This is a genomic window from Lactimicrobium massiliense, assembly GCF_900343155.1.
GTDB lineage: Bacteria > Bacillota_I > Bacilli_A > Erysipelotrichales > Erysipelotrichaceae > Bulleidia > Bulleidia massiliensis.
The window spans coordinates 272994-296605 of sequence record NZ_OUNG01000003.1; the positions used below are offsets into that span (position 1 = coordinate 272994).

A 23612-nucleotide genomic window follows, 5' to 3' on the forward strand; every position below is an offset into this window, starting at 1 on the left:
TCTTTCTGTCGTTTTTACAGCCAGTACATTATATTATTCCAACTGTCAAAAGTCCACGCATCATGGCGCTGCAGGCCGTTTTCCCATCCTCTTCCCACGATCTTTGACAAAGCGGTGATTCGCCGATGCACACAATATTTCCACATAACGGCCAGATCCCAGTGCACATCGTGCACCACGCAGCGTTGCGCCGGTTGTGACCGTATCGTCCACCAGCAGAATCTTCTCTGCATCAACAGGTTCCTGCAGAAAAAGATTGGAAGCCATCCGCTCTCTCTCAATCCCTTTTGCTTTCTGATCCAGCTGCTCCCTCAGGCCAAATGGCTCATGCACCTCACCAAGCCAGTCATACATCAGGGCAAGATGGCTGAAACCACGCAGTTTTCTCTTTCTTTCCGTGCTTGGCATCGCACAGACATACCAGTTCCGGTATTTTCGCTTCAGTTTCTTTTGATCCAATTGGAAAAATACAGGTGCCAGGGCTTCATCCCCTGCCTCTTTATACTGAATCAAAGCATGTGAAAAATGTTCTTCGTACAGCCATGGGGCATAGGCAGGCACACCGGCAATCTGAAAATGCAGATCAATGCGCTTCCAGCTGCCCCGGCAGGCAGAACACAGGACATCATTGGATATCAGCAGATCATACAGGCTGTCAGAGCCGATCTCTTTATGACACAGCAGACATTGCATTGGCATTCTCCAGTGTTTTCCGGCAGGCAATCGCAGCAGCACTTTTCTGCATGCAAAGAAACAGAATATCTCCATACGGATTGAAGAAGTTTCTGCCTGCTCTGCCTGCCATCTGAATCAGACTGCTTTCATCAAAGACACCATGATCTGCGTGAAAGACGCACACATCCACATCCGGAAAGGTCACACCGCGCTCCAGAACTGTTGTTGCAACGATCAATCCTGCATTGCTTTGGCGGAACTTTTCGATCACAGCATCTCTGTTCTCTGTTTTGCTTGTTAAAACAAAGCATTCTTCCCGAACAGAAAGCAGACGGCCAAGCCATCCTGCCATTGAAATGGTTGGCACAAACACCATGCGGCCATGGCTGCCATGATCCTTCAGCCATACCAGCAGAATGCATACAGCCGCCAGCATAGGGGCAACGATGATTTTTGGTACGGGAATGGGTTTGCCATGGGGACGCACATTCAGTTTCAGATGGACAAGGGTTCCTTCTTTCACGCGCCGCATCAATTCCTCATCCGGGGTGGCACTGAGATAGATCACATGGCCGGTACAGCTGTTAGCCGCAATGCTGTGCAGCACAGGATCCACGCGATAGGGAAAGGCATCCGGCTCATCCAGGATTAATAGATCAAATGTATGACCATAGCGGAACAGCTGATGGGTTGTACACACAATCAGATCCCCATCCAGATCATCGGTATGGCCGCCGCACACTGCCACAACCTTTGCCTTATTAAAGTACTGTGACAGTCTTTCGGCCACTTCCAGTACAACCTGCCTTCTGGCAATGGCAAAGCACACCCTCTTTTCTTCCCTTAATGCATCTGAGATTGCGCCCACGACCAGCTCGGTCTTGCCAGCACCGCACACACAGTCCAGCAGCACATCATGATGTTTCACGCTGTGTCTGCATTCCTGTGACAGTTTCTGCTGCCACGGAGTCAGATCATACTTCAGACTGTATTCCTGTGCTCCAATACTGCTTTCATGACGTATGGAGCCTTCCTGTTCATCTTCTGCCATCATTCTTCCAAAACCGATGCAACGACGGCAGTACCACCCTTTATGGCCATGATAAAACCAGGCAGGATCTTCATTTCCGCATCTTCTGCACTTCATCCTGTTCTCCTCCTGCCTCTATATGTCCGCCTATCCTGCCGTCTCCCCATCAAAAAAGCAGAAAGGCAACTCCTTTCTGCTCAATGCAGGTTTGCATAACTGACCAGCCTGATATTCTGCTGATGCAGCCACTGACCGGTGGCAGGATCACACAGCATCTTCACTTCTTTCTCGCGATTATAGGTCAAAGAGGAAGATGTCAGCAGATCGGTATTCTGGGCGCTCACTTCAGATCCTCCGGCGTAGTGACTTTGAAATTGGCATAATCCCCCTGTACAGCCCTGATGCGGATATCACTGTATTTTTCCACCAGAGAACAGTCATCGGTGCCAGTATAGCCATCCGTCATGGCTTTGTGCATGCAGGCAAGAATATCCTTTGTATGGAATACCTGCGGTGTCTGGGCTGCCATCAATGATTTCCTTGGCAGAGTCTCTTCGATATAGCCGTCTTTGACAACTTTGATCGTATCCTTGCATGGCACCATCAGGCAGGCTGCCTGTTCTGTTTCCATTGCCTGTTTTAAAGCTGAAAGAGATGATGCAGAAAGGAATGGCCTGGCCCCGTCATGAATCATGACAATATCACACAGCATTGCTTCAAGACCATTGCATACACTTTCCTGACGGGTACTGCCGCCGCAGGCAAGCGTAATCCGGCCACATTCCGGCAGTTTCAACTGTTTGCAATACTGACCAGGATCGGTAACCACAACAATCTGGGCACAATCCGGATCCAAGAGGAAAACTTGCACGGAATGTTCAAGAATCGAATGCCCATCATGAAGCTCTGCAAATACCTTGTTAAAGCCCAGATGCATGCGGCTTCCCTTTCCTGCCGCTACAATGACTGCCCCGTATTTCATGTATTTCCTCCGTTTATTTCTTTGATTATAAGCCTGATACAACAAAAGGAGACGATTTGTCTCCTCAATGCATTCCCATGTACCAGAAGTAAAAGACTACAAGGGCAGCCACAGCAAACATGATCAGAAAGATCGGCAGCAGGATCTGGAACACAGCAATGGACATTGCCACAACATCCTTTGCCGTAAAATCCTTGACAGCCTCATCATGCTGGCGGCGGTCAGCTTCCTTCGCCTCTTGTTCTGCCTGAATCTCCTGGGCAAGCTTCTCAGGATCAGCCTCAGCCAGTGTATACTGGCGGATCTTTTCTACATCCTCATCAACCTGTTTGCGATGGATAAAGAACATGAATCAGAAACCCTTCTTGGCGTAATCCATGGCAAAGTGGCAGCGGACCTTATGACCCGGTTCCACCTCATAAACCTGCGGCACTTCCTTTGCACAGCGTTCCGTTGCATACGGGCAGCGCGTATGGAAGCGGCATCCACTCGGAGGATTAGCCGGAGAAGGCAGATCACCCTGCAGAATAATGCGCTTGTCGTTATTGCGCTTGCGCGGATCAAACGACGGTGCAGCAGACAGCAACGCCTGCGTATACGGATGACAGAAGTGATCAAAGATCTGTTCCTTGGAACCAATCTCAACCAGTTCTCCCAGGTACATGACACCAACCTCATCTGAAATGAACTTCACAACCGAAAGATCATGTGAAATGAACAGATACGTCAGCTTGTATTCATCCTGCAGATCCTTCAGCAGGTTGATGATCTGCGACTGGATGGAAACATCCAGCGCCGATACTGCTTCATCACAAATGACAAACTCAGGATTGACTGCCAGCGCTCTGGCAATGCAGATACGCTGTCTCTGGCCGCCAGAGAACTGATGCGGATAACGCCCAGCCTGTTCCGGGAACAGACCGCACTTATCCATCAGCTCAAATACCTTGGACATCATTTCCTGCTTGTTGGCAACAATATGATGTTCCAGCATAGCCTCACCAATGATGTCATAGACCGGCAGACGCGGATTCAGAGAAGAATACGGATCCTGGAATACAATCTGCATCTTGGTCCTGTACTTGCGCATTTCAGCCGGCTTGAGCTTGTAAATATCCACACCGCGGTAAAGCAGTTCACCAGAAGTAGGCTTGATCAGATTCAGCATCGTCCTGCCTGTTGTACTCTTGCCGCAGCCGGATTCACCGACAAGACCCATGACCTTTCCTTCCGGAATCGTAAAGGATACGTCATCCACAGCCTTGACAGAACCTACCTGGCGTGAGAACACGCCGCCCTTGATCGGGAAGTATTTCTTCAAATGGCGGACTTCAATCAAAGTCTTGTTTTCTTCAGTCATTTCTTACCTCCCGGGAAATAGCAGCGCACCCAGTGCTTCGGCTCAACCTCAACCAGCTCAGGCATTGCCTCCTGGCACTTATGCTCACAGAATGCACAGCGCGGTCCGAAGGAGCAGCCCTCCGGCAGTTCGGAAAGATCCGGTACATTGCCCGGAATCACCGTCAGACGCTTGGAATTGGTATGCAGATCAGGACGGGAGCCAATCAGACCCTGCGTATACGGATGCAGCGGACGTTCAAAGATCGTATTGACATCCGCAATCTCAACTACCTTGCCGGCATACATAACCATGACCCGGTCTGCCATTTCTGCAATAACACTCAGATCATGCGTAATAAAGATAATCGAAGTATGAAGCTCCTTCTTCAGCTGGTTCATCAGATCCAGAACCTGGGCCTGAATCGTAACGTCCAGAGCCGTCGTCGGCTCATCGGCAACAAGCAGCTGCGGCGTGCAGGCCAGAGCCATGGCAATCATGACACGCTGGCGCATACCACCGGAAAGCTCAAATGGATACTCATTGACAATACGCTCCGGATTCGGAATTCTCACCTTGTCCAAAGCTTCAATCGAAGCCTGCCATGCCTGCTTCTTATCCATACCGCGGTGCAGACGGAGCACCTCGGAAATCTGATAGCCAATCTTAAAGACCGGATTCAGCGAAGTCATCGGCTCCTGGAAGATATAGGAGATCTTATTGCCGCGCATATGGCGCAGCTCCTCATCCGAAATCTTGAGCATATCCTTGCCATCCAGCAGAATTTCACCGCCCTCGTACTTTCCCGGAGGGCACTCTACCAGACGGGCGAGAGACATACATGTCATCGATTTGCCGCATCCCGACTCACCGACGATACCAAGCGTCTCACCCTGATACACCTCAAACGATACATCATTCACCGCTTTGACTGTCGTTCCATTGGAATGGAAGTAAGTCTTCAGATGCTTCACCTGCAGAAGCGGCTCATTCTTGTTTACTTCAGTCATCAGTCAGCCACCTCCTTATTTCTGCATCTTCGGATCGATGGCATCACGCAGACCATCGCCAAGCATATTAAAGAACAAAATCGAAAGGAAAATCATCACTCCAGGCGGTACCCAGTACCACCACTTCTGCTGAAGAATATACAGGTTGCGCGCCTCCTGGATCAGATTGCCCCAGGTCGGAGTCGGCGGATTGACGCCAAGTCCAAGGAACGACAGGGATGTCTCAGTCAGAATAACATTGGCCATGGACATTGTGACATAGACAATGACATAGGCCAGGACGTTCGGGAACAGATGAATAAAGATCTGTCTTGTATTGGAAATGCCCAGTGCCCGGCAGGCTTCCATGTAGTCCATTTCACGCAGAGAGAGGATCTGACCGCGAACGATACGACAGATGGAAGGCCAGGAAAGAACGGCCAGGATCACGATGAGTGTCCGGATCGAATTTCCAAATACGGCCTGCAGCGTGATGCAGATCATCAGGAACGGGAAGCACATGAAGATTTCCGAAATACGCATGATCACTGTATCAACAAAGCCGCCAAAGAATCCGGAGATTGAACCAAGCACAACGCCGATCACGCACTCAAGAGCAGTTACCGACAGAGCAACACCCAGTGATACACGGCCGCCGGCAAACAGTCTGACCCACAGGTCACGGCCAATCTTGTCCGTGCCGAGCCAGTGAGCTGCACTCGGAGGCATATTTGCCTCTGCACTGTTGGTCTGTGAAATCGTATATTTGGAGAACATCGGCACAAAGATGCAAAGCAGAACAATGATGATCAGACCCACCAGAGAGATCATTGCCATCTTGTTCTTTCTCAGCCGGCTCCACACACCGCCCCAGTAGGAGTACTTCTTGGCGGCCCGCTTGATTTCTTCTTCACGGGAAAGCTGTTTTTCTTCCGTCATTTTTTCCTCCTTACTCATACTTGATACGCGGATCCACAGCCGCATACAGCAGATCAGCAACAAGCGTTGACAGCAGGGTTACAATACTCAGAATCGCATTGATGCCCAGCAGCAGCGGATAGTCACGGTTGGTAACACAGTCAACTGAAATCTTGCCGACACCAGGCAGAGAGAAGATTGTCTCTGTCATGACAGCACCAGAAATCAGGCCTGGAATCTGGAAGCCCAGCAGCGTCACAATCGGAATCATGGCATTGCGGAATGCATGCTTATAGATAACGACCTTCTCGGACAGACCCTTGGCACGGGCTGTACGGATATAATCAGAACGGATTACCTCAAGCATACTGGAACGCGTATAACGCATGAAGCTTGCCGTCTGGGCAAGACCAAGCACAATCGCCGGCAGAACCAGATGATATGCTTCATTCATTACCTTGGCAAAGCCGCTGCTGAAATGGCGGGTAGAATCTACCAGGCCAAATACAGGGAACCAGCCAAGATCTACAGCAAATACCTTCAGAAGCAGAAGACCAAAGAAGAAAGTTGGCAGCGCAAGTCCAATCAGGCAGAATACGGTCAGAAAGTTATCAAGAGCAGAATACTGCTTGGTTGCACTGATGATGCCGCACGGAATGCCAATCAGCATCGAAATAATCAGAGCACTCAGTGAAAGAGCAAACGTACAGCCAATGTTCTCCCCGATCACCTGAATTACCGGTTTGTACTGCTTGTAGGAATAGCCAAGATTGCCTTTCAGCGCTTCCCCGATCCAGTTGAAGAACTTCACATAGATCGGCAGATCCGGATCAAGCTTCTCCTGCAGAGCCGCCTTCATTTCCGCAGTCATTTTCGGGTTTACCATTGTACTGGTAATACTGCCAGGCGCGTGGTCAATAATGACGAACAAAATCAGCAGTATGCCCAGAAAGACTGGGATAATCTGAAGGAGTCTCCGGATGATATAGTTTTTCATAATACTCCTTTCATACACATTCTCCCGCCAGCCTGCGCACTTCAGAATAACGGAAGGGAAAAAAGCAAATATCGGCAGTGCACTTTGTATCTGCAGGTGCACTGCCGATATGCTAGTCAATTTTAGTACGTAATCGTACTGAAGTCTAATGGAACCTTGACAATCAAGCCTGATCGAGTGATACGTCGAAGATCAGCTTTGTAAAATCCATGTAAGCGGACAGATCATCGAGACCCTTGACTCTGTTGGCAACGCCCCAGATTTCATTTCTGTAAGCAACCACAGCAGTCGCCAGCAGATCATTCTGACGAACAGCCCACTCTTTGTAAATATCAGCTCTCTTTGTCTGATCGAACTCCGTTACACCTTCATGCAGCAGTTCCTGAGAACGCTCATCATACAGTCCGGAAGAGTCATATCCACCGGCTCCGCCTGCATCAGCATCGAAGATGCCGCCCGTAGGATCCGGATCAATATCAACCTGCCAGCCCATCGTATAGATATCGAAGTCCTTTGCACCCGGTTCAGGATCCTGAACAGTGGACGCAACAGTTGCGAAATCCATCTGAACAACATTCAGCTTAACGCCAATCTGTCCCCAGGAATCAATTGCCATGGAGGCCAGTGTTCCAGGCCATGTGGAATCCGTATAAACGAGCCAGTTGAGTTCAAGCTTGTCGCCATCCTTGTCACGGATGCCATCACCGTCTGTATCAGTCCAGCCAGCCTCATCAAGCAGAGACTTTGCCTTGTCAAGATCATAATCATACGCATTCAGCTCAGAGCTGTCCGGGAAAGCCCAGGAGATCGGAGAGAACGGTGCCATACCAACAGAAGCAAGTTCATCAGAACCATATTCATTCTTGATGAATGTCTTTCTGTCCAGCGCATACATCAGAGCCTGACGTACCTTCTGATCCTGCAGAGCACCTGTATGATGATACTGCGTATCCGGATTAGCCGGTGTGCAGTTGAACTGCATATATGTATAGCCATTGCCGATATAGGAAATCAGATGTGCATTGTCCATTCCGTTGATGCCATCAACGTTTTCCTTCTTGGCAGCAGGCTGGCAGAGATCAATCTCACCAGACTGCAGTGCAGACAGAATTGTATCCTCAGTGACGTTCGTCATAGAGACACCATCGATCTGCAGCTTCTTGCTGGAATCCCAGTAATTCTCATTCTTCTTCAGATTTGTATACTGGTTTGCAGCATAGCTGTCCAGAACAAGCGGTCCGGAACCAATCGGATCCGTATTCAGTGCTGTCAGAGCATCCCAGCTGTCATGCTCATAATGGCTCTTCTCCAGAATGCCATAGCCGGCAATTTTGGAAATGTTGACAGGAGAAGCTTCCGTAAATGTGAAAGCAACAGTCTTGTCATCGATGACATCAATCTTGTCAATCGCAGCAGCCAGATCGCCACGAGGACCAGCATAGTCATCTTCCTTTGTCAGATTGAAGGAATACGCAACATCATCTGCAGTCATGGCATTGCCATCAGAGAACTTGATGCCATCCTTCAGTGTGAAGGTATAGGTCTTCTCATCATCAGATACCGTCCAGTCTGCCAGATAAGGAACGAAGTTGCCATCCTTGTCATTTGTTACCAGCGGTTCGAAAATCAGGCTGCATACCCAGTTGTCATAAACCGTGCTGAAAATGAACGGGTTGTAAGTGCCAGTGAGTCCAGACAGGCCGAATCTCAGAATATTCTTGTTTTCTGAAGTGCCTGCTGAGGAAGATCCGCCGCATCCCACGAGGGAAAGCGCCAGAACTGCCGTCATAGCTGTTGAAGCAAGCTTTTTCATTTTCTTTCTCCTCTCTAGAAAGTATGTGCTCATTATAACTGCAAATTTCATGAAATGGGGTCTTTAATTTCACAATTTCTTCACTTTTTTCATTTTTATATACATTATTTTTGAAAACTTTTACATTCTGCTTTCCACATGTTTTCCTGTTTGATCTTTACAAAAGGGACTTCAACTTATATGCATGCATAGATTTGTACAACCTAACTAACTTTTCTTCCACAAAGTATCTATTCTTCCCTGTACCCTGCAGACAAAAAGATGGAGCATCACACTCCATCCCTTTCAGCCATCACTCAGTCGAGATCCTCACCATTGGAGGCAATGACCTTCTTATACCAGTAGAACGAATCCTTGCGGTAACGCTTCATGGTCTTCAAATCAAACTCATCACGGTCAACATACACAAAGCCATAGCGCTTGCGCATGCCCTCATGCGTCGAAATCAGATCAATGGCAGACCACGGGCAGTAGCCCATCATCTCAACACCATCGGTAATCGCAAGACGCATCTGCTCAATATGCGCACGCAGATAGTTGATACGGTACGTATCATGAATCTTTCCATCTTCGCCAAGCGTATCATACGCACCAAGGCCATTCTCGGTAATGATGATCGGCAGATGATAGCGGGAATACACTTCTCTCAATGTATTGCGGAACCCAATTGGATCAATCTCCCAGTTAAACTCCGTTCTTGGCAGATTCGGATTCTTCACCGTCTTATAGACACCTGGAATACCGCCGGCACTCTGCTGGTCGCCATCTTTCAGTGCCTCAGAACCATCACTGCAGGCAACCGTAGCTGTGGAATAATAGTTGAAGCCAATGAAGTCCGGATGGCCATTGGCCAGTGCTTCTTCATCACCCGGCGCAAATTCCGGTGTGGCATCATTTTCTTCCAGATAGCTCCAGACCAGATTGTTGTAGCGGCCATACACAGCCATATCCAGATACAGCCAGTTGCGGATCGCATTGAAGTTCTGGGATGCCAGCACATCCTCAGGCTTGCAGGATGCTGCATAGACCAGAGAAATGTTCGGTGCCGGACCGATCTTGGCATCCGGAATCATCTTGTGGCACAGAGCCATCGCCTTTGCCTGGGCAACCAGCATATGATGATTCTGCTGATATGTTTCCTTCAGCACATTGGTTGTGCCGGCAGGAATATGCAGCGTCCCGATCACCGGTCCCACCAGTGTCAGCATGTTCTGCTCATTGATCGTCAGCCAGTACTTCACTCTGTCACCAAAGTTTTCAAACATGACTTTGGCAAAGTTGACAAACCAGTCAACCGAATCCGGATTGGACCAGCTGCCACGCGCATCCAGTGCTGCCGGCATATCAAAGTGGAACATTGTTACCAGCGGCACAATATTGTACTTCAGGCACTCATTGATCAGATTGTTGTAATAGGCAATACCCTTTGGATTGACCTCACCGGTGCCCTGCGGAATCATACGGGACCAGCTGATGGAGAAGCGGTACACCTTGAAGCCCATTTCCGCAAACAGCGCAATGTCTTCCTTATAATGATGGTACTCATCGGCACACACCTTCAGATCAGAAGTACCAGCCGGCACTTCCTTGACGTCCTGGCAGGAAGGTCCCTTGCCATCTTCCAGACTGGCACCTTCTACCTGATACGCACTTGTGGATGCACCCCAGAGAAAATTCTCAGGAAAAGCTTTCAATTTCTTATGCAGCATATTCTCGCTCCCTTATTGTCTGTTTTCAGTGTAACTGTCCAGCAAAATCTTTTCAAGCTGGGCCGGCGTATTCACAATGATGCGCATTCCCGCTTCTTTCATCTGCTTCAGATCGCCAAATCCCCAGCTGACACCAACCGCATCAATGCCAAGCTCCTTTGCCCCGCAGGCATCATATACCGTATCTCCCACCAGCACGCAATGCTGATACTTCATCTGCTGCAGAGCATAGCGCAGCACATCTCCCTTTGTATCTCTGCTGCCATCCAGGCTGGCACCGGCAATCAGAACAAAATACCTGGCCAGATCAAAACGATTCAGGATCTCCACGGCAAGATGTTCCGGCTTGCTGGTGGCAACACCAAGCTGAATCCCGGCAGAAGACAAATGAGACAGCAGCGCCTCAATGCCATCATACGGTGCATTTTCGTACTTTCCCCAGTCCTCATAATTCTGCCGGAACACTGTAACCGCCTCTTCCACATCCGCCTGACTGACGCCAAAACGCGGAAACATCTTTCTCAGCGGCGGTCCCACGAACACCGTCAGATCCTTCTGCTCATAATGCAGGCCAAAATGATCCAGAGCCTTCTGCGCACAGGCAGTAATGCCAGGGGCAGAATCCGTCAGCGTCCCATCCAGATCAAATAAGACTGTATCGTACTTACCCATGCAGCACCTCACGCAATACAGACGCAATCTCATCCTTTTCTTTCCGGAAGGTACCCTGAATCAGCTCATCAGATCCCCCGCCTCTGCCATCCAGCAGCTGATTTAACTGTCTGCATAATGCGCGAAGCGGCAGACACTTACTCATGATCAGATAGCTGTAACTGCCATCTGCTTCCAGAGAACAGACCGCAATCGTCTGCACTTCATCCCTTAATAATGACTGCTTTGCACAAAACCGCAGATCATTGCGATTCCCGCCTTCCCCAAACACAGTCACAAGTCCCTCTCTGATATCTGCCTGTTCCGTTTTCTGCAGCAGATCATTTCTGATCAACTGCTGCAGTTTTCCCTGGGCTGCCGCACCCTCTGCCTGCAGCTTTTCAACAGAAGATGCCAGCTGCTCCATCGGTACTGATAAAAGATGGGAAATCTTCTGTCCCTGTTCAAACAGCATCGACATATATGCATATGCCTTTGCGCCGGCCAGCATTGTCAGTCTGACACCATCCTTGTGCTTTTCACATGTCAGCACTTTGAGCAGACCGATCTCGCCGGTAAACCTGACATGGGTCCCACAGCAGGCACACACATCTTCATTTCCAACTGTCACAATCCGGATCTTTCCCTGCAGTTCTTTCTTGGAACGATAGTCCATCACTGCCAATGCCTGTGCATCCGGATACTGGATCTGAACCGGTTCATTCCTCCAGACTGCCTGATTCGCCAGCCGTTCCACACGCCTGGCATCATTCCAGCTTAAGGGTCCGTTGAAATCCACCTGAATGACTTCACCCATATGAAAGCCGACATTGTCATAGCCATACAGATGATGCACGATGCCCGAGAACAGATGTTCACCAGTATGAGCCTGCATGTTGGCAAAACGCTTGTTCCAGTCCAGCACGCCATGCACCGATGTTCCCGCCGCAATCGGTTCTTTTGTCATATGGACAACCCGATCATCTATGCGTTTTGTATCAAACACAGCGATCTCATTCAGATAACCAGTATCACCCGGCTGGCCGCCGCCTTCCGGATAAAACGCTGTATCATCCAGCACAATGCCATATCCATCCTTGTATTTTTCACAGGAAACTGCCATGCCTTCAAATTCCTTTACATAGGCATCCCTGTAAAACAGCTCATTCATTTCCATACTTTTTCCCCGCTTTTTTACTTTGGCATTGTATCATGGAACCATATGACCGGTATTGATATTGTCCAGCTTTCACGCATCCGTTTAGATCAGCCTTTGATCCACAGAATACTGACTGAAAAAGAACAGATGGAATATGCAGAGCTTAAAACAGACAGACGGCGCATGGAATACCTGGGCGGACACTTTGCGGCCAAAGAAGCTATCTTCAAAGCTGCCCAGGATCAAAGCTGGCTTTCCTATTCGATTCTGCACGAAAAAAATGGCCGTCCGTATATTGACAGCCATCCTGACTGGCAGATCTCCATTGCCCATGATGGAGACTATGCCATTGCCATTGTGATCATTCCTTGATGCTGTAAGCGCCGGATAAGACCGTACCCTTGCCTGATTCCTTGGCTTGGTACAGTTTGCGGTCTGCCTGGCGGATAAAGTCCGGCAGATCCACATCAGACCGGCAGCGTCCATACACAAATCCCATCGAAGTACCGATCGGCCCGGTTTTACCGCAGTTCTGTCCTTCTTTCAGCGCTTTCTGCACGTTCTTTGCTTTCTCCATAAACAGCAGCGGGGCAGTATCTGAAACAACCAGGAACTCATCGCCGCCATAGCGGTAACAGGCATTATCTCCGAATGCCTCTTTCAGTGCCCCCGAAAAGTACTGCAGCACAAGATCACCCGCATCATGTCCATATGTATCGTTATAATGCTTGAAATTGTCCACATCACACATCATGACGCAGATGGTGCGTCCCCGCCACAGCACGGTGTTTCTGTTTAATCCATAGCGGTTGAAAAGCCCGGTCAGAGAATCACGCACACTGGCATTGCGCCATGTCTCATTATCCTGCAGCAGCAGTGTATTGACATCGGCCATGTTGCCTTCCTGTACAAAATTGGAAAAGGATGTATGCCAGCCGACCAGCGACACCAGCTCGGTGAGCACCAGAAAGACAATGTAGGAAAAGTGGGAATGGGTGATCCAGAATTGATAGTGTGAAGTGACATACATCATCATCAGATGAATGCCCGTTACCGTGCCAAGTGAAACAATCGGCCGGATCCGGAACAGGCAGAGACTGCCGACAACCGTCGACAGCATGATCAGGAAATGATCTCCCTGATTGATCCTGGCAATGCTTGTTACCATACCGAAAACGATTGTTTCGCCAAGACAGATCTGGCCATACACCTGCATTGCCTGCGGATGGCGAAATGTACCACGCACTGTTTTGACGCACAGAAAGCATGCGGCTGCCATACTGATCAGATACAGAATACAGAACAGGATCTTCAGCACATTTGTTCTGTCCACAAACAGTTCACCTGTTCCATACAGCATCATGGCAATTGAACAGCCGATGCCGCACATAGCATTATGCAGTGTAATCTTTTTATATACAGCGGGGCTGATATGTTCCAGTCCCAGCAGATGACGGATCTCTCTTTCCATCGTACCTCCAATGTTTTCACCGCCCCTTCAGCGCACAAAAAAAGATTTGATCTTGCAGCTGGCTGCCATTTTCAGGCCCTGTTAGCTTTGCGCCGCCGGGTTTCCCTCGGTTATGCTCATCAAATTTTGAGTTGCCTGAATACCCTACATCGCAAATACGATCTCGTCAAGTCCTATACATCACCCGGAGAGAAAAGATTCTCCCCGGGCCGCCATTCAGATCAGAATTCCCTGCAGATGATCGCATTCATGCTGGATCACTTCTGCGGTAAAGCCATTGTAAGTCATCGTATGCCACTGCATATACATATCCTGAAAGCGCAGCGTAATCTTCTGATACCGCTTTGCTTTGCGCAGGCCGTCCAGGCTCAGGCATCCCTCCATGGCATCATACGGTTCCTTCTTCTCAATGATCTCCGGATTGAAGAACAATGTACATACAGAGCCAATCATCACACAGATGATGGCCACATTCTCCCCAACCATGTTTGCCGCAATGCCGGCACAATTCTCCCGATTGGCATCCAGCGTATCCGCCATATCACAAGCCAAAGCGATATCATTGGATGATGCCTTGCGTGCCTTCATCTGCAGCAGCAGCGGATCGCGGACAATTGTTCTGATCATAAACAGATCCTCCTTTCTCTATCCTGATATTCCTCTATTAATAATAGAAGAATCTGTCTGCCGTTACTACCGGGAAATGTGTGCATAGTCCAGAGAAATCCGGCAGATACACCGTTCATGATTCAGCTGCACATAGGCATGGCTCTCACTCTCATTCCATGCCGCTTCAATCTGCTGATGCAGCCGTGCCTCCGTCCGGTACTCACATTCAATCCGCATCGGAACAATCCCTTTCTCAGCATGTACAAGCAGATCATCACACAGATCCAGATAGCGCGCATTATTCATATGGCCATTCATATCACACCACGAAAAAGGTACAGAAAAAACACGCTTCTGCAAAGTATCCTGGGCCTTTACCTGATCAGGAAGCGGTGCCTGCCCGCTTCTTTCCTCTCCCGGCACAGCAATATTCCTTCGCTCCGGAAAGATCACCTTCCGGGTGCCCGCATCCATGAGTGCCCACAGCGCACTGCCTCTGACAAGAACACTGCCATGATCATCCCTTAGTTCATAATAGCGGGGAAACAGTACATGTACACACGTACCCGGCCATGAGGAAATACAGACATGTTCCCCATACTTCGGCAGCCTTGCAATCTCTGTACGCTGCTGCACAACAACCCAGAGAATTCCTCTGTCCCGGGTAGCCTTTTCACCAGCCCCAAGCTGTTCTGCATCCAGTATCGATACCTCCTGCAGATATTCATACAGACGGGAAAGACGCATTACGGAAAACATGTTGACGTCTTTGTTCTGTAACGTGATTTCTCTTTCAATCATGTAACTCCATATGTCTCAGAATGGCATCCGCAGCATCACCAACAGACACAATCCTGTCCCATTCCGCATCCGGAATCTTCACCCCATACATGCCTTCCAGCTTTGTCATCACCAGGATAAAGCCCATCGAATCCATATTTGTCTCAGTATTCAGCCGTGTACCTGCATCCATAGTCCCCTGTGCAAGCTCCGGAACATTCTGCTGTACAACCTGAATCACACTTTCCACAATTTCTTCCCTTGTCATCACAATTCCTCCATGATCAGATAACGCCTGACTTTGCCATTGGCCGTGCGGGGCAGCGTATGTCCCAGCATCACCACATCCTGAATGCGGTGTGAATACGGCACATCCCGCATCACCCTGTCAAGAATCTCATCTACTTCCATCTTAGTCCTGCTGCCCCCATAGACAAGCACAAGCCGGTTATTCTTCATCACCAGAGCCACTTCCTGATCCCCCAGGGCATCGCCAAGCATCTTTTCATACTCCGGCAGAAAGATCTTGGTGCCATCTTCCAGCACGATCATTTCCTTCCTGCGGCCAAGGATATGCAGTCTGCCCCTGCCATCAAAACTGCCAAGGTCTCCTGTATGCAGCACACCGTCCCGCAATACCTCTGCCGTATGCACAGGATCCCTGTAATAGCCCTGCATCATGCAGGCTTCGCTGCGTATGAGGATCTCCCCGTCATCTGCCAGCATGATCTCATCCGCAATGCATACCGACATCGCCGCAGGATCCTCGTTCACGCTGATTGCCGCACCGGAGCTTGTCTCACTCAGACCATAGCCAAAGGCAACATTCAGTCCGATTTCCCGCGCTCTTGCAATCAGAGCAGGATCACAGGCAGCACCTCCGATCAGAATCTGCCGCAGGCTGTCAGGAAACAGCCTGCGCCTGAGCCAGAAGGAAAACAGGGCCGGCACAAGCGACACGACGGTCGGCTGAAAAAACATGCCGTCATCCCCAAGATGCCGCCGGCCTCTGCCAAGGGCAACCGTGCATCCGCAGTTAAGTCCCCACAGGATGCCGCAGACAAAGCCAAAGACATGATCCAGAGGCAGCAGGCACAGCAGGATATCATCCCGCCGCAGAGGAAGACTCCAGGAGCCATTCCAGGCAGCTTTGACAAGCGAAGTCCCGGTCAGCACAACCGCCCGTGAAGAAGACGTTGTACCGGAAGTAAAGAACAGAATCCGGTCAGAGCCATCGTGCACGCCACTGGCAAAATCAAAGTGTCCCTGGCGGCCATAAAGGCAGTCAATATCCATTCGCATGATCAGATTCTGTATCTGATCACCGGACAGAGCAGGAGAAAGCATCACCACCTGCAGACCGGCAAGATTTGCCGCGAAAATCTCAACAATTGTTTCATAGCCCAGCCTGCAGACAATGCCAATGCATGTATGTCCCTGCTCTTTCAGCACTGCGGCACGATTCTTCACATCGCTGGCAAAACAGCGGTACGTATGCACTGTCCGCTCACCGTTCTCCTCACACACAAAGGCAGGATAATCACTATTTTTTCCTGACATTTTGCTGATCATGTCAGACATATTCGCATTTTCAATGATCATGTCCTTGTTTCCATCCTGAAAGTACTATAACATATCTTTGTGGATTTTTTAGCAAGCATTGCTTGTAAACCCCGAAAGGGTAAGGAGAACAACAATGGATCATAACATTCGCATCGCTATTATTGGCGGCGGACCTGCCGGACTTTCAGCAGGTATGTACCTCGAACAGAAGGGATATGAAAACTATTCCATTCTGGAAAGAAGCGATCATGTCGGCGGCAAGTGCAGCTCCCCTCACTATGGTGAAAGGCGCTACGAAATGGGCGCCATCATGGGCGTTCCTACCTACTATGCCGTGCATGATGTCGAGGAATTCTGCGGCATCACCCATGACGGACCAAACCTCATCCGCGAATACCGGAACAAACAGGGCAGAACAATAGAGCCTTTCAACCCGAAAAAGAACCCTCTGAAGCTTCCCCACCTGCTGGCCATGAAGAAGGCCGTCAAGACACTGGGAGAACTTCTTGAGACAAAGTACAAGGGCTATGATGTCAACGGACACCGCGGTGTCTCCCAGGGCAGATACGACGGCTTTGAAGTCACCAGTGAGCGCAAGCCTGTTTCCGGCACCAACGAAAACCTGAAGGATCTCTGCCTGCCGTTTTCACAGTTCTGTGCTCTCAACCACATTGAACCGGTCATGGATATCTGGATCGGCCCGTTCACATCTTTCGGCTACGGCTACTTCGATGAAATACCCGCTGCCTATGTGCTGAAATACCTTGATTTCCGTACGACCATGGATTTCGTCAAACTGAATCTGTGGACATGGAAAGACGGTACACAGTCTATCTGGGAACATCTTAATGACAAGCTGAAGCACAGCGCCAGACTGAATTCTTCCATCACCAAGGTGGAAAGAAGAGGCGGCAAAGTTTATCTTACTGTCAATGGCCAGGAAGAGGAGTATGACAAGCTGATTGTCACTTCCCCGCTGGATCAGTTTGTTCAGTATGCGGATGCCAGAGATGATGAAACAGCACACTTCCGGAAGATCATCCATGAAGAATATGATGTGATGGCGATCAAAACAAAGCCCCAGCATCAGCCGGTCATGTCCTATTACATCTTTGAAAACATGGTGAAAGAGCGCCTCGGCCACCTGATGGTCCTGTACAGAAGATGGCGCGATGATGATACCCAGCCGCTGACAACCTATGCCCTGCGCAATCATCAGGATATGCGTGAGGTCCCCTATGATGTATGCAAGAAGACCGTGCTTGCCGACCTGGAAACCATGGCCACCCCTGCCACAGAAGTCATCAGGGAAGAAGACTGGTATTATTTCCCGCACGTTTCCAGCCAGGATTACAGCAATGGCTGGTATGAGGAAGTTGAAGCCATGCAGGATAAGTACAATACGTTCTATGCCGGCGAAGTGATGTCTTTCGGCGATATGGACGAAACAGCGGAATATTCCCGCGAACTGGTCGACAGATTCTTCTGATTCACATCAGGGAAGGGCACTGCCCTTCCTTTTCTTTATGGGCAAGATGACGGTCAACACACAGAACAATGCGTGCCACCGCAATGCCGCCCAGCACATCCAGCACACTATGCTGTTTGACAAACACCGTTGCCGCGCAGATCATCAGCGCAATGATATGAGAGATCCACTTGATGCAGGGATGTCTTTGCGCAGCCTGAGATGACTGCCAGTAACCATCAATCATCAGCGAGATAAAGACATGGATGCTGGGAAATACATTGTTGGGTGTATCCGCTGCCCAGATGCTTCTCATCATGGCAAGAGACAGCGAATTTCCAGAGACAGCAGAAGGCCGGATGTCGGTGCCATTTGGCACCAGGCAATAGAACAGTAAGGTAAGCATCATTGCAATGACACAGGACACAGAAAGACGCCAGAAGGAGGAACGTTTCTCCTTCTTCAAAAACCAGAACAAAGTCAAAGCAATATAGGGAAACCACAGCACATAGAACCAGATCATCTGCGGTACAAACGGAATCAGATCATCCAGCCGGCAGTGCATGATGAGCTTTGGTACGGTGACATATTTCTCGACTCTGGTGAAGCAGAAGTAATAGAAGCCCCAGAGAGCCAGATTGACCAGGATCGGATGTTTTGCCAGCTTTTCGCGCATGACAGGATTGTAGCACAGCACCAAAAGAAAAAGGGCCTGTAACAGTTGCTAATGAATTAGCTCTGTTATGGGCCTTTTTTGTTTTCTTTTGTATTATCTTTACCAAGACTTATTCAACAGAGTCATTTCTATGCATGAATGGTTTATATCAAAGCATTATTAAAACAGTTCTTTGCCTTTTCTTATATTTCAGATCATTTTTTGCTCTATTTTCTGATCAGCTCATCATATTCTGAGGAACTGCAGCCATTCGTCGGAGTCTCCAGCTATGGTATTTACGCAGATTATATCCCAGACATACCATAAGAAATTCCATTTTCACGGTTTTCAATCCTCTTCTGTGGAAACGGTCAAATCCCATATCTTCTTTGATTGCTGCAAAAGCTCCTTCTGCCTGTTCGCTGCGCATTACCTTCAGCTTTATACCATGTTCTGTATCCAGTTGTTTTCTGGCTTCTGCTTTCAGCTCTTCTCCAACGACATTAAGTCCTACTTCCTTGTAGCCTTTCTTGTTTGTTTTCATAAGGCATTTTTCTTTCAGCGGACAACCTTCGCAATGTTTTGGCTCTGTATATTTCTGCGTTATGGATAGATTGCCTGCCCGGGTAGAGGCATAGATGTCCCCTTCATATTGGTCAAATGTTCTCCCATTCGGGCAGATCCGGTACCCATGTTCGTTCTTTTTCCAATTAACAAGATTGTACGGATTTCTCTTTTGAAAAACTTTATCGTGCTCTTTTCCATACATGTTAAATTTCTGGACGAGATCGATACCGTGGCTGATGTTATACAGGTAGTTGTCATATCCTCCATATCCGGCATCAGCGACTGGTTTCTTCGGGTAGAATCCATACAGCGTATGGAATCTCTCCATGAACGGGATCCAGGTGACGGTATCACCCGGTGTCTGATAAATATCACTGTTAATGATCAATCCACCAGATACAGCAATCTGGCAGTTATAGCATGGTCTTGTTATACCGGAGCGATTGTAGTAATCCCACTTGGTAGCCATAAATGTCGCATCATGGTCAGTCTTTGAGCAACTGTTCCTGCTGCCCATGACAGACAGCCAGTACTCATATGTGGTAAGACGAATCGCATAGTCCAGAAGCACATCATACCGCTTTTGAATATCGGATTTGCGATGACCCTTTCCATACTGGAGTTCAATGTTATCGGCAACCATCACATCCATCAGCTTCTGAACAATATTCCAGATTTCTAATGCGTTATAACGGTCTTTTATCTCATATTGGTATTTGTAAGACAGATTCAAAGAGCTGATCGCCTTGGAAAGGTCTCTGTACAGATTGTTGCGTGCATTCAGAATTCTCCGCTTGTACACAAAAGAATTTTTATGAGCATTTGCCTCAATCTTTGTTCCATCCACAAACTGCGTGTTTGGATCAATACCTGTCTGATCAATCAGCTTCAGATTCAACTCTTTCATAATATCATCAATAGATACCGTCAGCTGATTCATAACACGTGAGAACGCCATTTTGCTTGGTGCTTCCCAATTGGACAGATAGATAAATCTGATATCCGTACGGCAGTGCTGGACAATATCAGTCAGGGAAAAAATACGGTTCATGTAAGCAAACAGAAGAACTTTGACGAGCATTCCTCGGGAGTGACTATGCGTGTTATTTGAACGGATCGGTTTAACAAAGCGATTGAAATTAACTTCCTTCACCGCATCCAGAAAAGAGAACAGCATATCAGAATGAGGTACACGAATCATTGTGCTAAGTGGCAGGGCCAGCTGAACAGCGTTATAATAAGAGCGCTGATCGTGTCCTGCAAAAACGAGATCAGCATTTTTCATACTCATATTATACATGCACGCATATAATATATCAATGATAATATATGGATATTTTTCATATTTTTCACATGAATAAATCGGCTTCTGGTTTGCACTGATAGATATACAGCGAAAATATGTGCAAGCGCAAAAAAATGAGCTGTAACAGCTTACTCAACTGTTACAGCCCCTCTGTCTTTTAAGCGTCCGCAGAATCCATGAACGGCTGCAGATGACGGGATCTGGTCGCATGCTTGAGCTTGGTCAGGCCCTTCTTCTCAATCTGACGGATGCGCTCTCTTGTCACATCCATCTCACGTCCAACCTCTTCCAGCGTCATCGGCTCATTGCCATCCAGGCCAAACCGCTTGATCAGCACCGTCTTTTCACGGTCTGTCAATGTATCCAGCAACATGAAAATCTGATCATGCAGGGCATTGGCCTCCGCATACTGAGACGGTGTCATCGTATGTTCATCCCGGATCAGATCACCAAGAGAAGTATCATTCTCCTCACCAATCGGGGTTTCCAGAGATACAGTATCACTTGCCATCTTCTCAATCTCAGCAATCTTCTCTGCGGTCATATCATCCATCTTGGCGGCAATCTCTTCCAGAGAAGGCTCACGTCCCAGTTCCTGGGACAGCTGTCTTCTCGTCTTATGAATCTTATGCAGTGTCTCATTGACATGCACCGGAATACGGATATTGCGGGAATGGTCCGCAATGGCACGGGTAATGGCCTGGCGGATCCACCATGTCGCATACGTAGAAAGCTTGAAACCCTTCGTATAATCAAACTTGGAGACAGCCTTCATCAGGCCGATATTGCCCTCCTGGATCAGATCCATGAACGACATATTAAAACCACTGTAACGCTTGGCAACCGAAACCACCAGACGCAGATTCGATGTCACCAGCATATCACGGGCAGCCTCATCCCCATTAGCCGCCTTAATCGCAAGATCCTGCTCCTGCTCCGGCGTCAACAGAGGAATCGTACCAATCCGCTTCAGATAATTGTGCACCGCATCCGTACTGTTCAGTGTGATATCCGCACTTGAACTCTCCAGATCCAGCTGCTGCCCATCATCCTCACTGACATCTTCACCATCGTTCAGATCTTCATCTTCCTGAGCATCATCCTCATCAAAATTCAGATCCTCGTCTTCAACTTCCGCTTCTTCGTTTTCGTTCTTTTCTTCATCCATCACAGCATCGTCCTCGTTTCAAAAAGGGAGGCAGCGCTTCCCTTGGTTAATCCTATTGCGATCCATTTTTATCGCATCCTGTAGTAGTATAATGATTTTCCAAACGTTGTAAATGCATAAAACCCTGAATTTTACACATATTTGGCTGTAACCGCATTCATCGCGCCAAAAGCAAATTTCAAATTCATAGTAGCTTTTTATAAATTCCCTTGGTATAATGAATGGCGCGATCGGGATTTAGCGCAGTTTGGTAGCGCGCTTCGTTCGGGACGAAGAGGTCATGGGTTCGAATCCCGTAATCCCGACCTGAAGGAAAGTTCAAACAGAACTTTCCTTTTTCTTTTGCAAGTACACTGCAAACGGAATAGAATCGAGGCTGCTATGTACACTGCTGTCAAATACATCGACTGCCTGATCCTGCTGGGTCTCTACCTTTTTTTCTTTCTGCCCCGACTGAAAGGGCAGCCGAAAAAGAATATTCTTCTCAAATCCATCTATTACCTTTATCTCTGCATCGTCTTCTACGGCACCCTTGCCCCGATCATTCCAACCTTCGATGCCCCCAGCATCAACCTCATCCCCTTCCGTGACTATTTCTTTGCCTATGGAGACTATCACCGCCAGATCATCCTCAATATTCTCCTGTTTATGCCCATGGGCTTCTTCATGGCATGGCACCGCAGAAAATCCATTCTTTCCACAACATTGACCTGTGCCGCAATCTCCTTTGCCATTGAAGTCCTGCAGCCATGGATCACCATTAACAGAGTATGCGACATCACCGATCTGATCACCAATACCTTTGGCGCCCTGCTTGGCTGTCTGCTCTATCGTGCTTTTCACCGCTTTCTCGATGCACATAACGTGCTATCATGAGCAGTGAAAGGATGTGAACCAAATGCTATCGCAATATTGCTTTGACGGCAGTAAGACATTCAGGATCAATGAGGCTTCCACCAGTGAAACCCACATGTGCAAAGACAAGGAAGAAGCCGCACAGAAACTGGATCAAAACAACAAGAAAATCGATGAACTCCAACAGAAACTGTATGCCGAAAAGAAAGAAGGCGTCATCTTCCTGTTTCAGGCCATGGACGCCGCCGGCAAGGATGGCACGATCCGTGCAGTCCTGCAGTGTCTGTCACCCCATGGTGTCTTTGAGGCAGCCTTCAAGCAGCCTTCTTCCAATGAACTCGCCCATGACTTCCTGTGGCGTGTAGAGCAGCAGGTGCCTGCCAAAGGTGAAATTGCCATCTTCAACCGTTCTCAGTATGAGGATGTCCTGATTGGCAAAGTCAAGAAACTGTATGAAACCCAGGCCCATGCCGACAGAATCAAGAATGACGACGTCATCAAAGACCGGTATGAAGACATCTGCCACTTTGAGAAATACCTGTACCGCAACAGTGTACGCACCGTCAAATTCTTCCTGCATATCTCCAAAGAAGAGCAGGCAAAACGCTTCCTGGCACGGCTGGATGAACCGGAGAAGAACTGGAAGTTCTCCGCAGGTGACTACAGTGAACGTCAGTACTGGGACGCCTACCAGAAAGCCTTCGAGGATGCCATCAATGCCACAGCCACAAAGGAATGCCCATGGTATGTCATCCCAGCAGACCACAAATGGTATATGCGATACCTCGTCTCTGAGATCATTCTGAAAACACTCAGGGATATGGATCCGCAGTATCCAAAGGTCACCAAAGAACGGGAAGCAGAATTTGCCCGTTACCGCAAAGAGCTCGAACAGGAAATCTGAATCA

General features: G+C 48.6%; 25 protein-coding genes, 1 tRNA gene and 1 riboswitch. Of the genes, 5 read left to right on the plus strand and 21 right to left on the minus strand.

Annotated features, from left to right (window positions below):
- Positions 1 to 60: 60 nt before the first annotated feature.
- The 13 genes from DHU66_RS07070 to DHU66_RS07125 all read right to left on the minus strand — a co-directional run bounded on the left by DHU66_RS07070 (position 61) and on the right by DHU66_RS07125 (position 12280).
- A complete protein-coding gene (locus DHU66_RS07070; protein ID WP_108775159.1) occupies positions 61 to 693 on the minus strand; it encodes a ComF family protein in 633 nt (210 codons plus the stop codon).
- Positions 671 to 1822, minus strand: a complete 1152-nt coding sequence (locus DHU66_RS07075) for a helicase-related protein (protein WP_108775160.1) — start codon at positions 1820 to 1822, stop codon at positions 671 to 673. Before DHU66_RS07075 ends, DHU66_RS07070 begins: the two co-directional genes overlap by 23 nt.
- Before the next feature lie 80 nt (positions 1823 to 1902).
- Positions 1903 to 2049: a hypothetical protein gene (locus DHU66_RS12205; RefSeq protein WP_167836306.1), complete on the minus strand. Its 147-nt coding sequence runs from the start codon at positions 2047 to 2049 to the stop codon at positions 1903 to 1905.
- Complete coding sequence (ispD, locus tag DHU66_RS07080) at positions 2046 to 2687, minus strand: 2-C-methyl-D-erythritol 4-phosphate cytidylyltransferase (protein ID WP_108775161.1); 642 nt, start codon at positions 2685 to 2687, stop codon at positions 2046 to 2048. The genes DHU66_RS12205 and ispD overlap by 4 nt, the downstream gene beginning before the upstream one ends.
- A gap of 64 nt (positions 2688 to 2751) precedes the next feature.
- Positions 2752 to 3036: a hypothetical protein gene (locus tag DHU66_RS07085; protein ID WP_108775162.1), complete on the minus strand. Its 285-nt coding sequence runs from the start codon at positions 3034 to 3036 to the stop codon at positions 2752 to 2754.
- A gap of 3 nt (positions 3037 to 3039) precedes the next feature.
- Complete coding sequence (locus DHU66_RS07090) at positions 3040 to 4047, minus strand: ABC transporter ATP-binding protein (RefSeq protein ID WP_108775163.1); 1008 nt, start codon at positions 4045 to 4047, stop codon at positions 3040 to 3042.
- Entirely contained in the window at positions 4044 to 5036 is a 993-nt protein-coding gene (locus DHU66_RS07095; RefSeq protein ID WP_108775164.1) for an ABC transporter ATP-binding protein, read from the minus strand. The genes DHU66_RS07090 and DHU66_RS07095 overlap by 4 nt, the downstream gene beginning before the upstream one ends.
- 15 nt (positions 5037 to 5051) lie before the next feature.
- Positions 5052 to 5954, minus strand: a complete 903-nt coding sequence (opp4C, locus tag DHU66_RS07100) for an oligopeptide ABC transporter permease (RefSeq protein ID WP_108775165.1) — start codon at positions 5952 to 5954, stop codon at positions 5052 to 5054.
- A 10-nt stretch (positions 5955 to 5964) separates the two neighbouring features.
- Complete coding sequence (locus DHU66_RS07105) at positions 5965 to 6819, minus strand: ABC transporter permease (RefSeq protein WP_209451764.1); 855 nt, start codon at positions 6817 to 6819, stop codon at positions 5965 to 5967.
- 274 nt (positions 6820 to 7093) lie between these two features.
- Positions 7094 to 8743: an ABC transporter substrate-binding protein gene (locus DHU66_RS07110; RefSeq protein ID WP_167836307.1), complete on the minus strand. Its 1650-nt coding sequence runs from the start codon at positions 8741 to 8743 to the stop codon at positions 7094 to 7096.
- Between the two features lie 296 nt (positions 8744 to 9039).
- Positions 9040 to 10452 carry a glycoside hydrolase family 1 protein gene (locus DHU66_RS07115; protein WP_108775168.1) on the minus strand — a complete coding sequence of 471 codons (1413 nt, stop codon included), beginning with the start codon at positions 10450 to 10452 and terminating at the stop codon, positions 9040 to 9042.
- A 12-nt stretch (positions 10453 to 10464) separates the two neighbouring features.
- Positions 10465 to 11124 (minus strand): HAD-IA family hydrolase, encoded by a 660-nt coding sequence (locus DHU66_RS07120; protein WP_167836308.1) that lies wholly within the window; start codon positions 11122 to 11124, stop codon positions 10465 to 10467.
- The gene (locus DHU66_RS07125; RefSeq protein WP_108775170.1) at positions 11117 to 12280 is read right to left on the minus strand and encodes an alanyl-tRNA editing protein; all 1164 of its coding nucleotides are present in this window, start codon (positions 12278 to 12280) and stop codon (positions 11117 to 11119) included. Before DHU66_RS07125 ends, DHU66_RS07120 begins: the two co-directional genes overlap by 8 nt.
- 45 nt (positions 12281 to 12325) lie before the next feature.
- Between DHU66_RS07125 and DHU66_RS07130 the strand changes: the two genes are divergently transcribed.
- A complete protein-coding gene (locus DHU66_RS07130; RefSeq protein WP_108775171.1) occupies positions 12326 to 12634 on the plus strand; it encodes a holo-ACP synthase in 309 nt (102 codons plus the stop codon).
- Here the strand turns inward: DHU66_RS07130 and DHU66_RS07135 are convergent.
- The 5 genes from DHU66_RS07135 to DHU66_RS07155 all read right to left on the minus strand — a co-directional run bounded on the left by DHU66_RS07135 (position 12624) and on the right by DHU66_RS07155 (position 16682).
- On the minus strand, positions 12624 to 13733 hold the full coding sequence (locus DHU66_RS07135; protein WP_108775172.1) for a GGDEF domain-containing protein: 1110 nt from the start codon (positions 13731 to 13733) through the stop codon (positions 12624 to 12626). The two genes, DHU66_RS07130 and DHU66_RS07135, sit on opposite strands and share 11 nt — an antisense overlap.
- A gap of 50 nt (positions 13734 to 13783) precedes the next feature.
- A riboswitch (cyclic di-GMP riboswitch) is annotated at positions 13784 to 13860 on the minus strand.
- Positions 13861 to 13949: 89 nt separating this feature from the next.
- Complete coding sequence (locus tag DHU66_RS07140; protein WP_108775173.1) at positions 13950 to 14360, minus strand: peptide deformylase; 411 nt, start codon at positions 14358 to 14360, stop codon at positions 13950 to 13952.
- A gap of 66 nt (positions 14361 to 14426) precedes the next feature.
- Positions 14427 to 15143: an acyl-ACP thioesterase domain-containing protein gene (locus DHU66_RS07145; protein ID WP_108775174.1), complete on the minus strand. Its 717-nt coding sequence runs from the start codon at positions 15141 to 15143 to the stop codon at positions 14427 to 14429.
- Positions 15136 to 15390 (minus strand): acyl carrier protein, encoded by a 255-nt coding sequence (locus DHU66_RS07150; RefSeq protein WP_108775175.1) that lies wholly within the window; start codon positions 15388 to 15390, stop codon positions 15136 to 15138. The genes DHU66_RS07145 and DHU66_RS07150 overlap by 8 nt, the downstream gene beginning before the upstream one ends.
- Positions 15390 to 16682 (minus strand): class I adenylate-forming enzyme family protein, encoded by a 1293-nt coding sequence (locus DHU66_RS07155; protein WP_167836309.1) that lies wholly within the window; start codon positions 16680 to 16682, stop codon positions 15390 to 15392. Before DHU66_RS07155 ends, DHU66_RS07150 begins: the two co-directional genes overlap by 1 nt.
- A gap of 136 nt (positions 16683 to 16818) precedes the next feature.
- Between DHU66_RS07155 and DHU66_RS07160 the strand changes: the two genes are divergently transcribed.
- The gene (locus tag DHU66_RS07160; protein ID WP_108775177.1) at positions 16819 to 18174 is read left to right on the plus strand and encodes an FAD-dependent oxidoreductase; all 1356 of its coding nucleotides are present in this window, start codon (positions 16819 to 16821) and stop codon (positions 18172 to 18174) included.
- 1 nt (position 18175) lies between these two features.
- Here the strand turns inward: DHU66_RS07160 and DHU66_RS07165 are convergent, their stop codons facing one another.
- The 3 genes from DHU66_RS07165 to DHU66_RS07175 form a co-directional block, all read right to left on the minus strand.
- Positions 18176 to 18829 carry a phosphatase PAP2 family protein gene (locus DHU66_RS07165; protein ID WP_135358327.1) on the minus strand — a complete coding sequence of 218 codons (654 nt, stop codon included), beginning with the start codon at positions 18827 to 18829 and terminating at the stop codon, positions 18176 to 18178.
- Positions 18830 to 19046: 217 nt separating this feature from the next.
- Entirely contained in the window at positions 19047 to 20666 is a 1620-nt protein-coding gene (locus tag DHU66_RS07170; protein WP_167836310.1) for a transposase, read from the minus strand.
- Positions 20667 to 20838: 172 nt separating this feature from the next.
- A complete protein-coding gene (locus DHU66_RS07175; RefSeq protein ID WP_108775180.1) occupies positions 20839 to 21849 on the minus strand; it encodes a sigma-70 family RNA polymerase sigma factor in 1011 nt (336 codons plus the stop codon).
- A 231-nt stretch (positions 21850 to 22080) separates the two neighbouring features.
- Here DHU66_RS07175 and DHU66_RS07180 point away from each other — a divergent pair.
- The 3 genes from DHU66_RS07180 (at position 22081) to DHU66_RS07190 (ending at position 23608) form a co-directional block, all read left to right on the plus strand.
- Positions 22081 to 22154: transfer RNA gene (locus DHU66_RS07180), tRNA-Pro, on the plus strand.
- Positions 22155 to 22230: 76 nt separating this feature from the next.
- Entirely contained in the window at positions 22231 to 22725 is a 495-nt protein-coding gene (locus DHU66_RS07185; RefSeq protein WP_108775181.1) for a VanZ family protein, read from the plus strand.
- 22 nt (positions 22726 to 22747) lie between these two features.
- The gene (locus DHU66_RS07190) at positions 22748 to 23608 is read left to right on the plus strand and encodes a PPK2 family polyphosphate kinase (protein ID WP_108775182.1); all 861 of its coding nucleotides are present in this window, start codon (positions 22748 to 22750) and stop codon (positions 23606 to 23608) included.
- Positions 23609 to 23612 lie beyond the last annotated feature (4 nt).

Bases quoted from the DNA above. Each gene is read 5' to 3' on its own strand.
- DHU66_RS07070 (WP_108775159.1), bottom strand. From the start codon at position 693: ATGCAATGTCTGCTGTGTCATAAAGAGATCGGCTCTGACAGCCTGTAT.
- DHU66_RS07075 (WP_108775160.1), bottom strand. From the start codon at position 1,822: ATGAAGTGCAGAAGATGCGGAAATGAAGATCCTGCCTGGTTTTATCAT.
- ispD (WP_108775161.1), bottom strand. From the start codon at position 2,687: ATGAAATACGGGGCAGTCATTGTAGCGGCAGGAAAGGGAAGCCGCATG.
- DHU66_RS07085 (WP_108775162.1), bottom strand. From the start codon at position 3,036: ATGTTCTTTATCCATCGCAAACAGGTTGATGAGGATGTAGAAAAGATC.
- DHU66_RS07090 (WP_108775163.1), bottom strand. From the start codon at position 4,047: ATGACTGAAGAAAACAAGACTTTGATTGAAGTCCGCCATTTGAAGAAA.
- DHU66_RS07095 (WP_108775164.1), bottom strand. From the start codon at position 5,036: ATGACTGAAGTAAACAAGAATGAGCCGCTTCTGCAGGTGAAGCATCTG.
- opp4C (WP_108775165.1), bottom strand. From the start codon at position 5,954: ATGACGGAAGAAAAACAGCTTTCCCGTGAAGAAGAAATCAAGCGGGCC.
- DHU66_RS07105 (WP_209451764.1), bottom strand. From the start codon at position 6,819: ATGGTAAACCCGAAAATGACTGCGGAAATGAAGGCGGCTCTGCAGGAG.
- DHU66_RS07110 (WP_167836307.1), bottom strand. From the start codon at position 8,743: ATGAAAAAGCTTGCTTCAACAGCTATGACGGCAGTTCTGGCGCTTTCC.
- DHU66_RS07115 (WP_108775168.1), bottom strand. From the start codon at position 10,452: ATGCTGCATAAGAAATTGAAAGCTTTTCCTGAGAATTTTCTCTGGGGT.
- DHU66_RS07120 (WP_167836308.1), bottom strand. From the start codon at position 11,124: ATGGGTAAGTACGATACAGTCTTATTTGATCTGGATGGGACGCTGACG.
- DHU66_RS07125 (WP_108775170.1), bottom strand. From the start codon at position 12,280: ATGGAAATGAATGAGCTGTTTTACAGGGATGCCTATGTAAAGGAATTT.
- DHU66_RS07130 (WP_108775171.1), top strand. From the start codon at position 12,326: ATGACCGGTATTGATATTGTCCAGCTTTCACGCATCCGTTTAGATCAG.
- DHU66_RS07135 (WP_108775172.1), bottom strand. From the start codon at position 13,733: ATGGAAAGAGAGATCCGTCATCTGCTGGGACTGGAACATATCAGCCCC.
- DHU66_RS07140 (WP_108775173.1), bottom strand. From the start codon at position 14,360: ATGATCAGAACAATTGTCCGCGATCCGCTGCTGCTGCAGATGAAGGCA.
- DHU66_RS07145 (WP_108775174.1), bottom strand. From the start codon at position 15,143: ATGATTGAAAGAGAAATCACGTTACAGAACAAAGACGTCAACATGTTT.
- DHU66_RS07150 (WP_108775175.1), bottom strand. From the start codon at position 15,390: ATGACAAGGGAAGAAATTGTGGAAAGTGTGATTCAGGTTGTACAGCAG.
- DHU66_RS07155 (WP_167836309.1), bottom strand. From the start codon at position 16,682: ATGTCAGGAAAAAATAGTGATTATCCTGCCTTTGTGTGTGAGGAGAAC.
- DHU66_RS07160 (WP_108775177.1), top strand. From the start codon at position 16,819: ATGGATCATAACATTCGCATCGCTATTATTGGCGGCGGACCTGCCGGA.
- DHU66_RS07165 (WP_135358327.1), bottom strand. From the start codon at position 18,829: ATGCGCGAAAAGCTGGCAAAACATCCGATCCTGGTCAATCTGGCTCTC.
- DHU66_RS07170 (WP_167836310.1), bottom strand. From the start codon at position 20,666: ATGAGTATGAAAAATGCTGATCTCGTTTTTGCAGGACACGATCAGCGC.
- DHU66_RS07175 (WP_108775180.1), bottom strand. From the start codon at position 21,849: ATGGATGAAGAAAAGAACGAAAACGAAGAAGCGGAAGTTGAAGACGAG.
- DHU66_RS07185 (WP_108775181.1), top strand. From the start codon at position 22,231: ATGTACACTGCTGTCAAATACATCGACTGCCTGATCCTGCTGGGTCTC.
- DHU66_RS07190 (WP_108775182.1), top strand. From the start codon at position 22,748: ATGCTATCGCAATATTGCTTTGACGGCAGTAAGACATTCAGGATCAAT.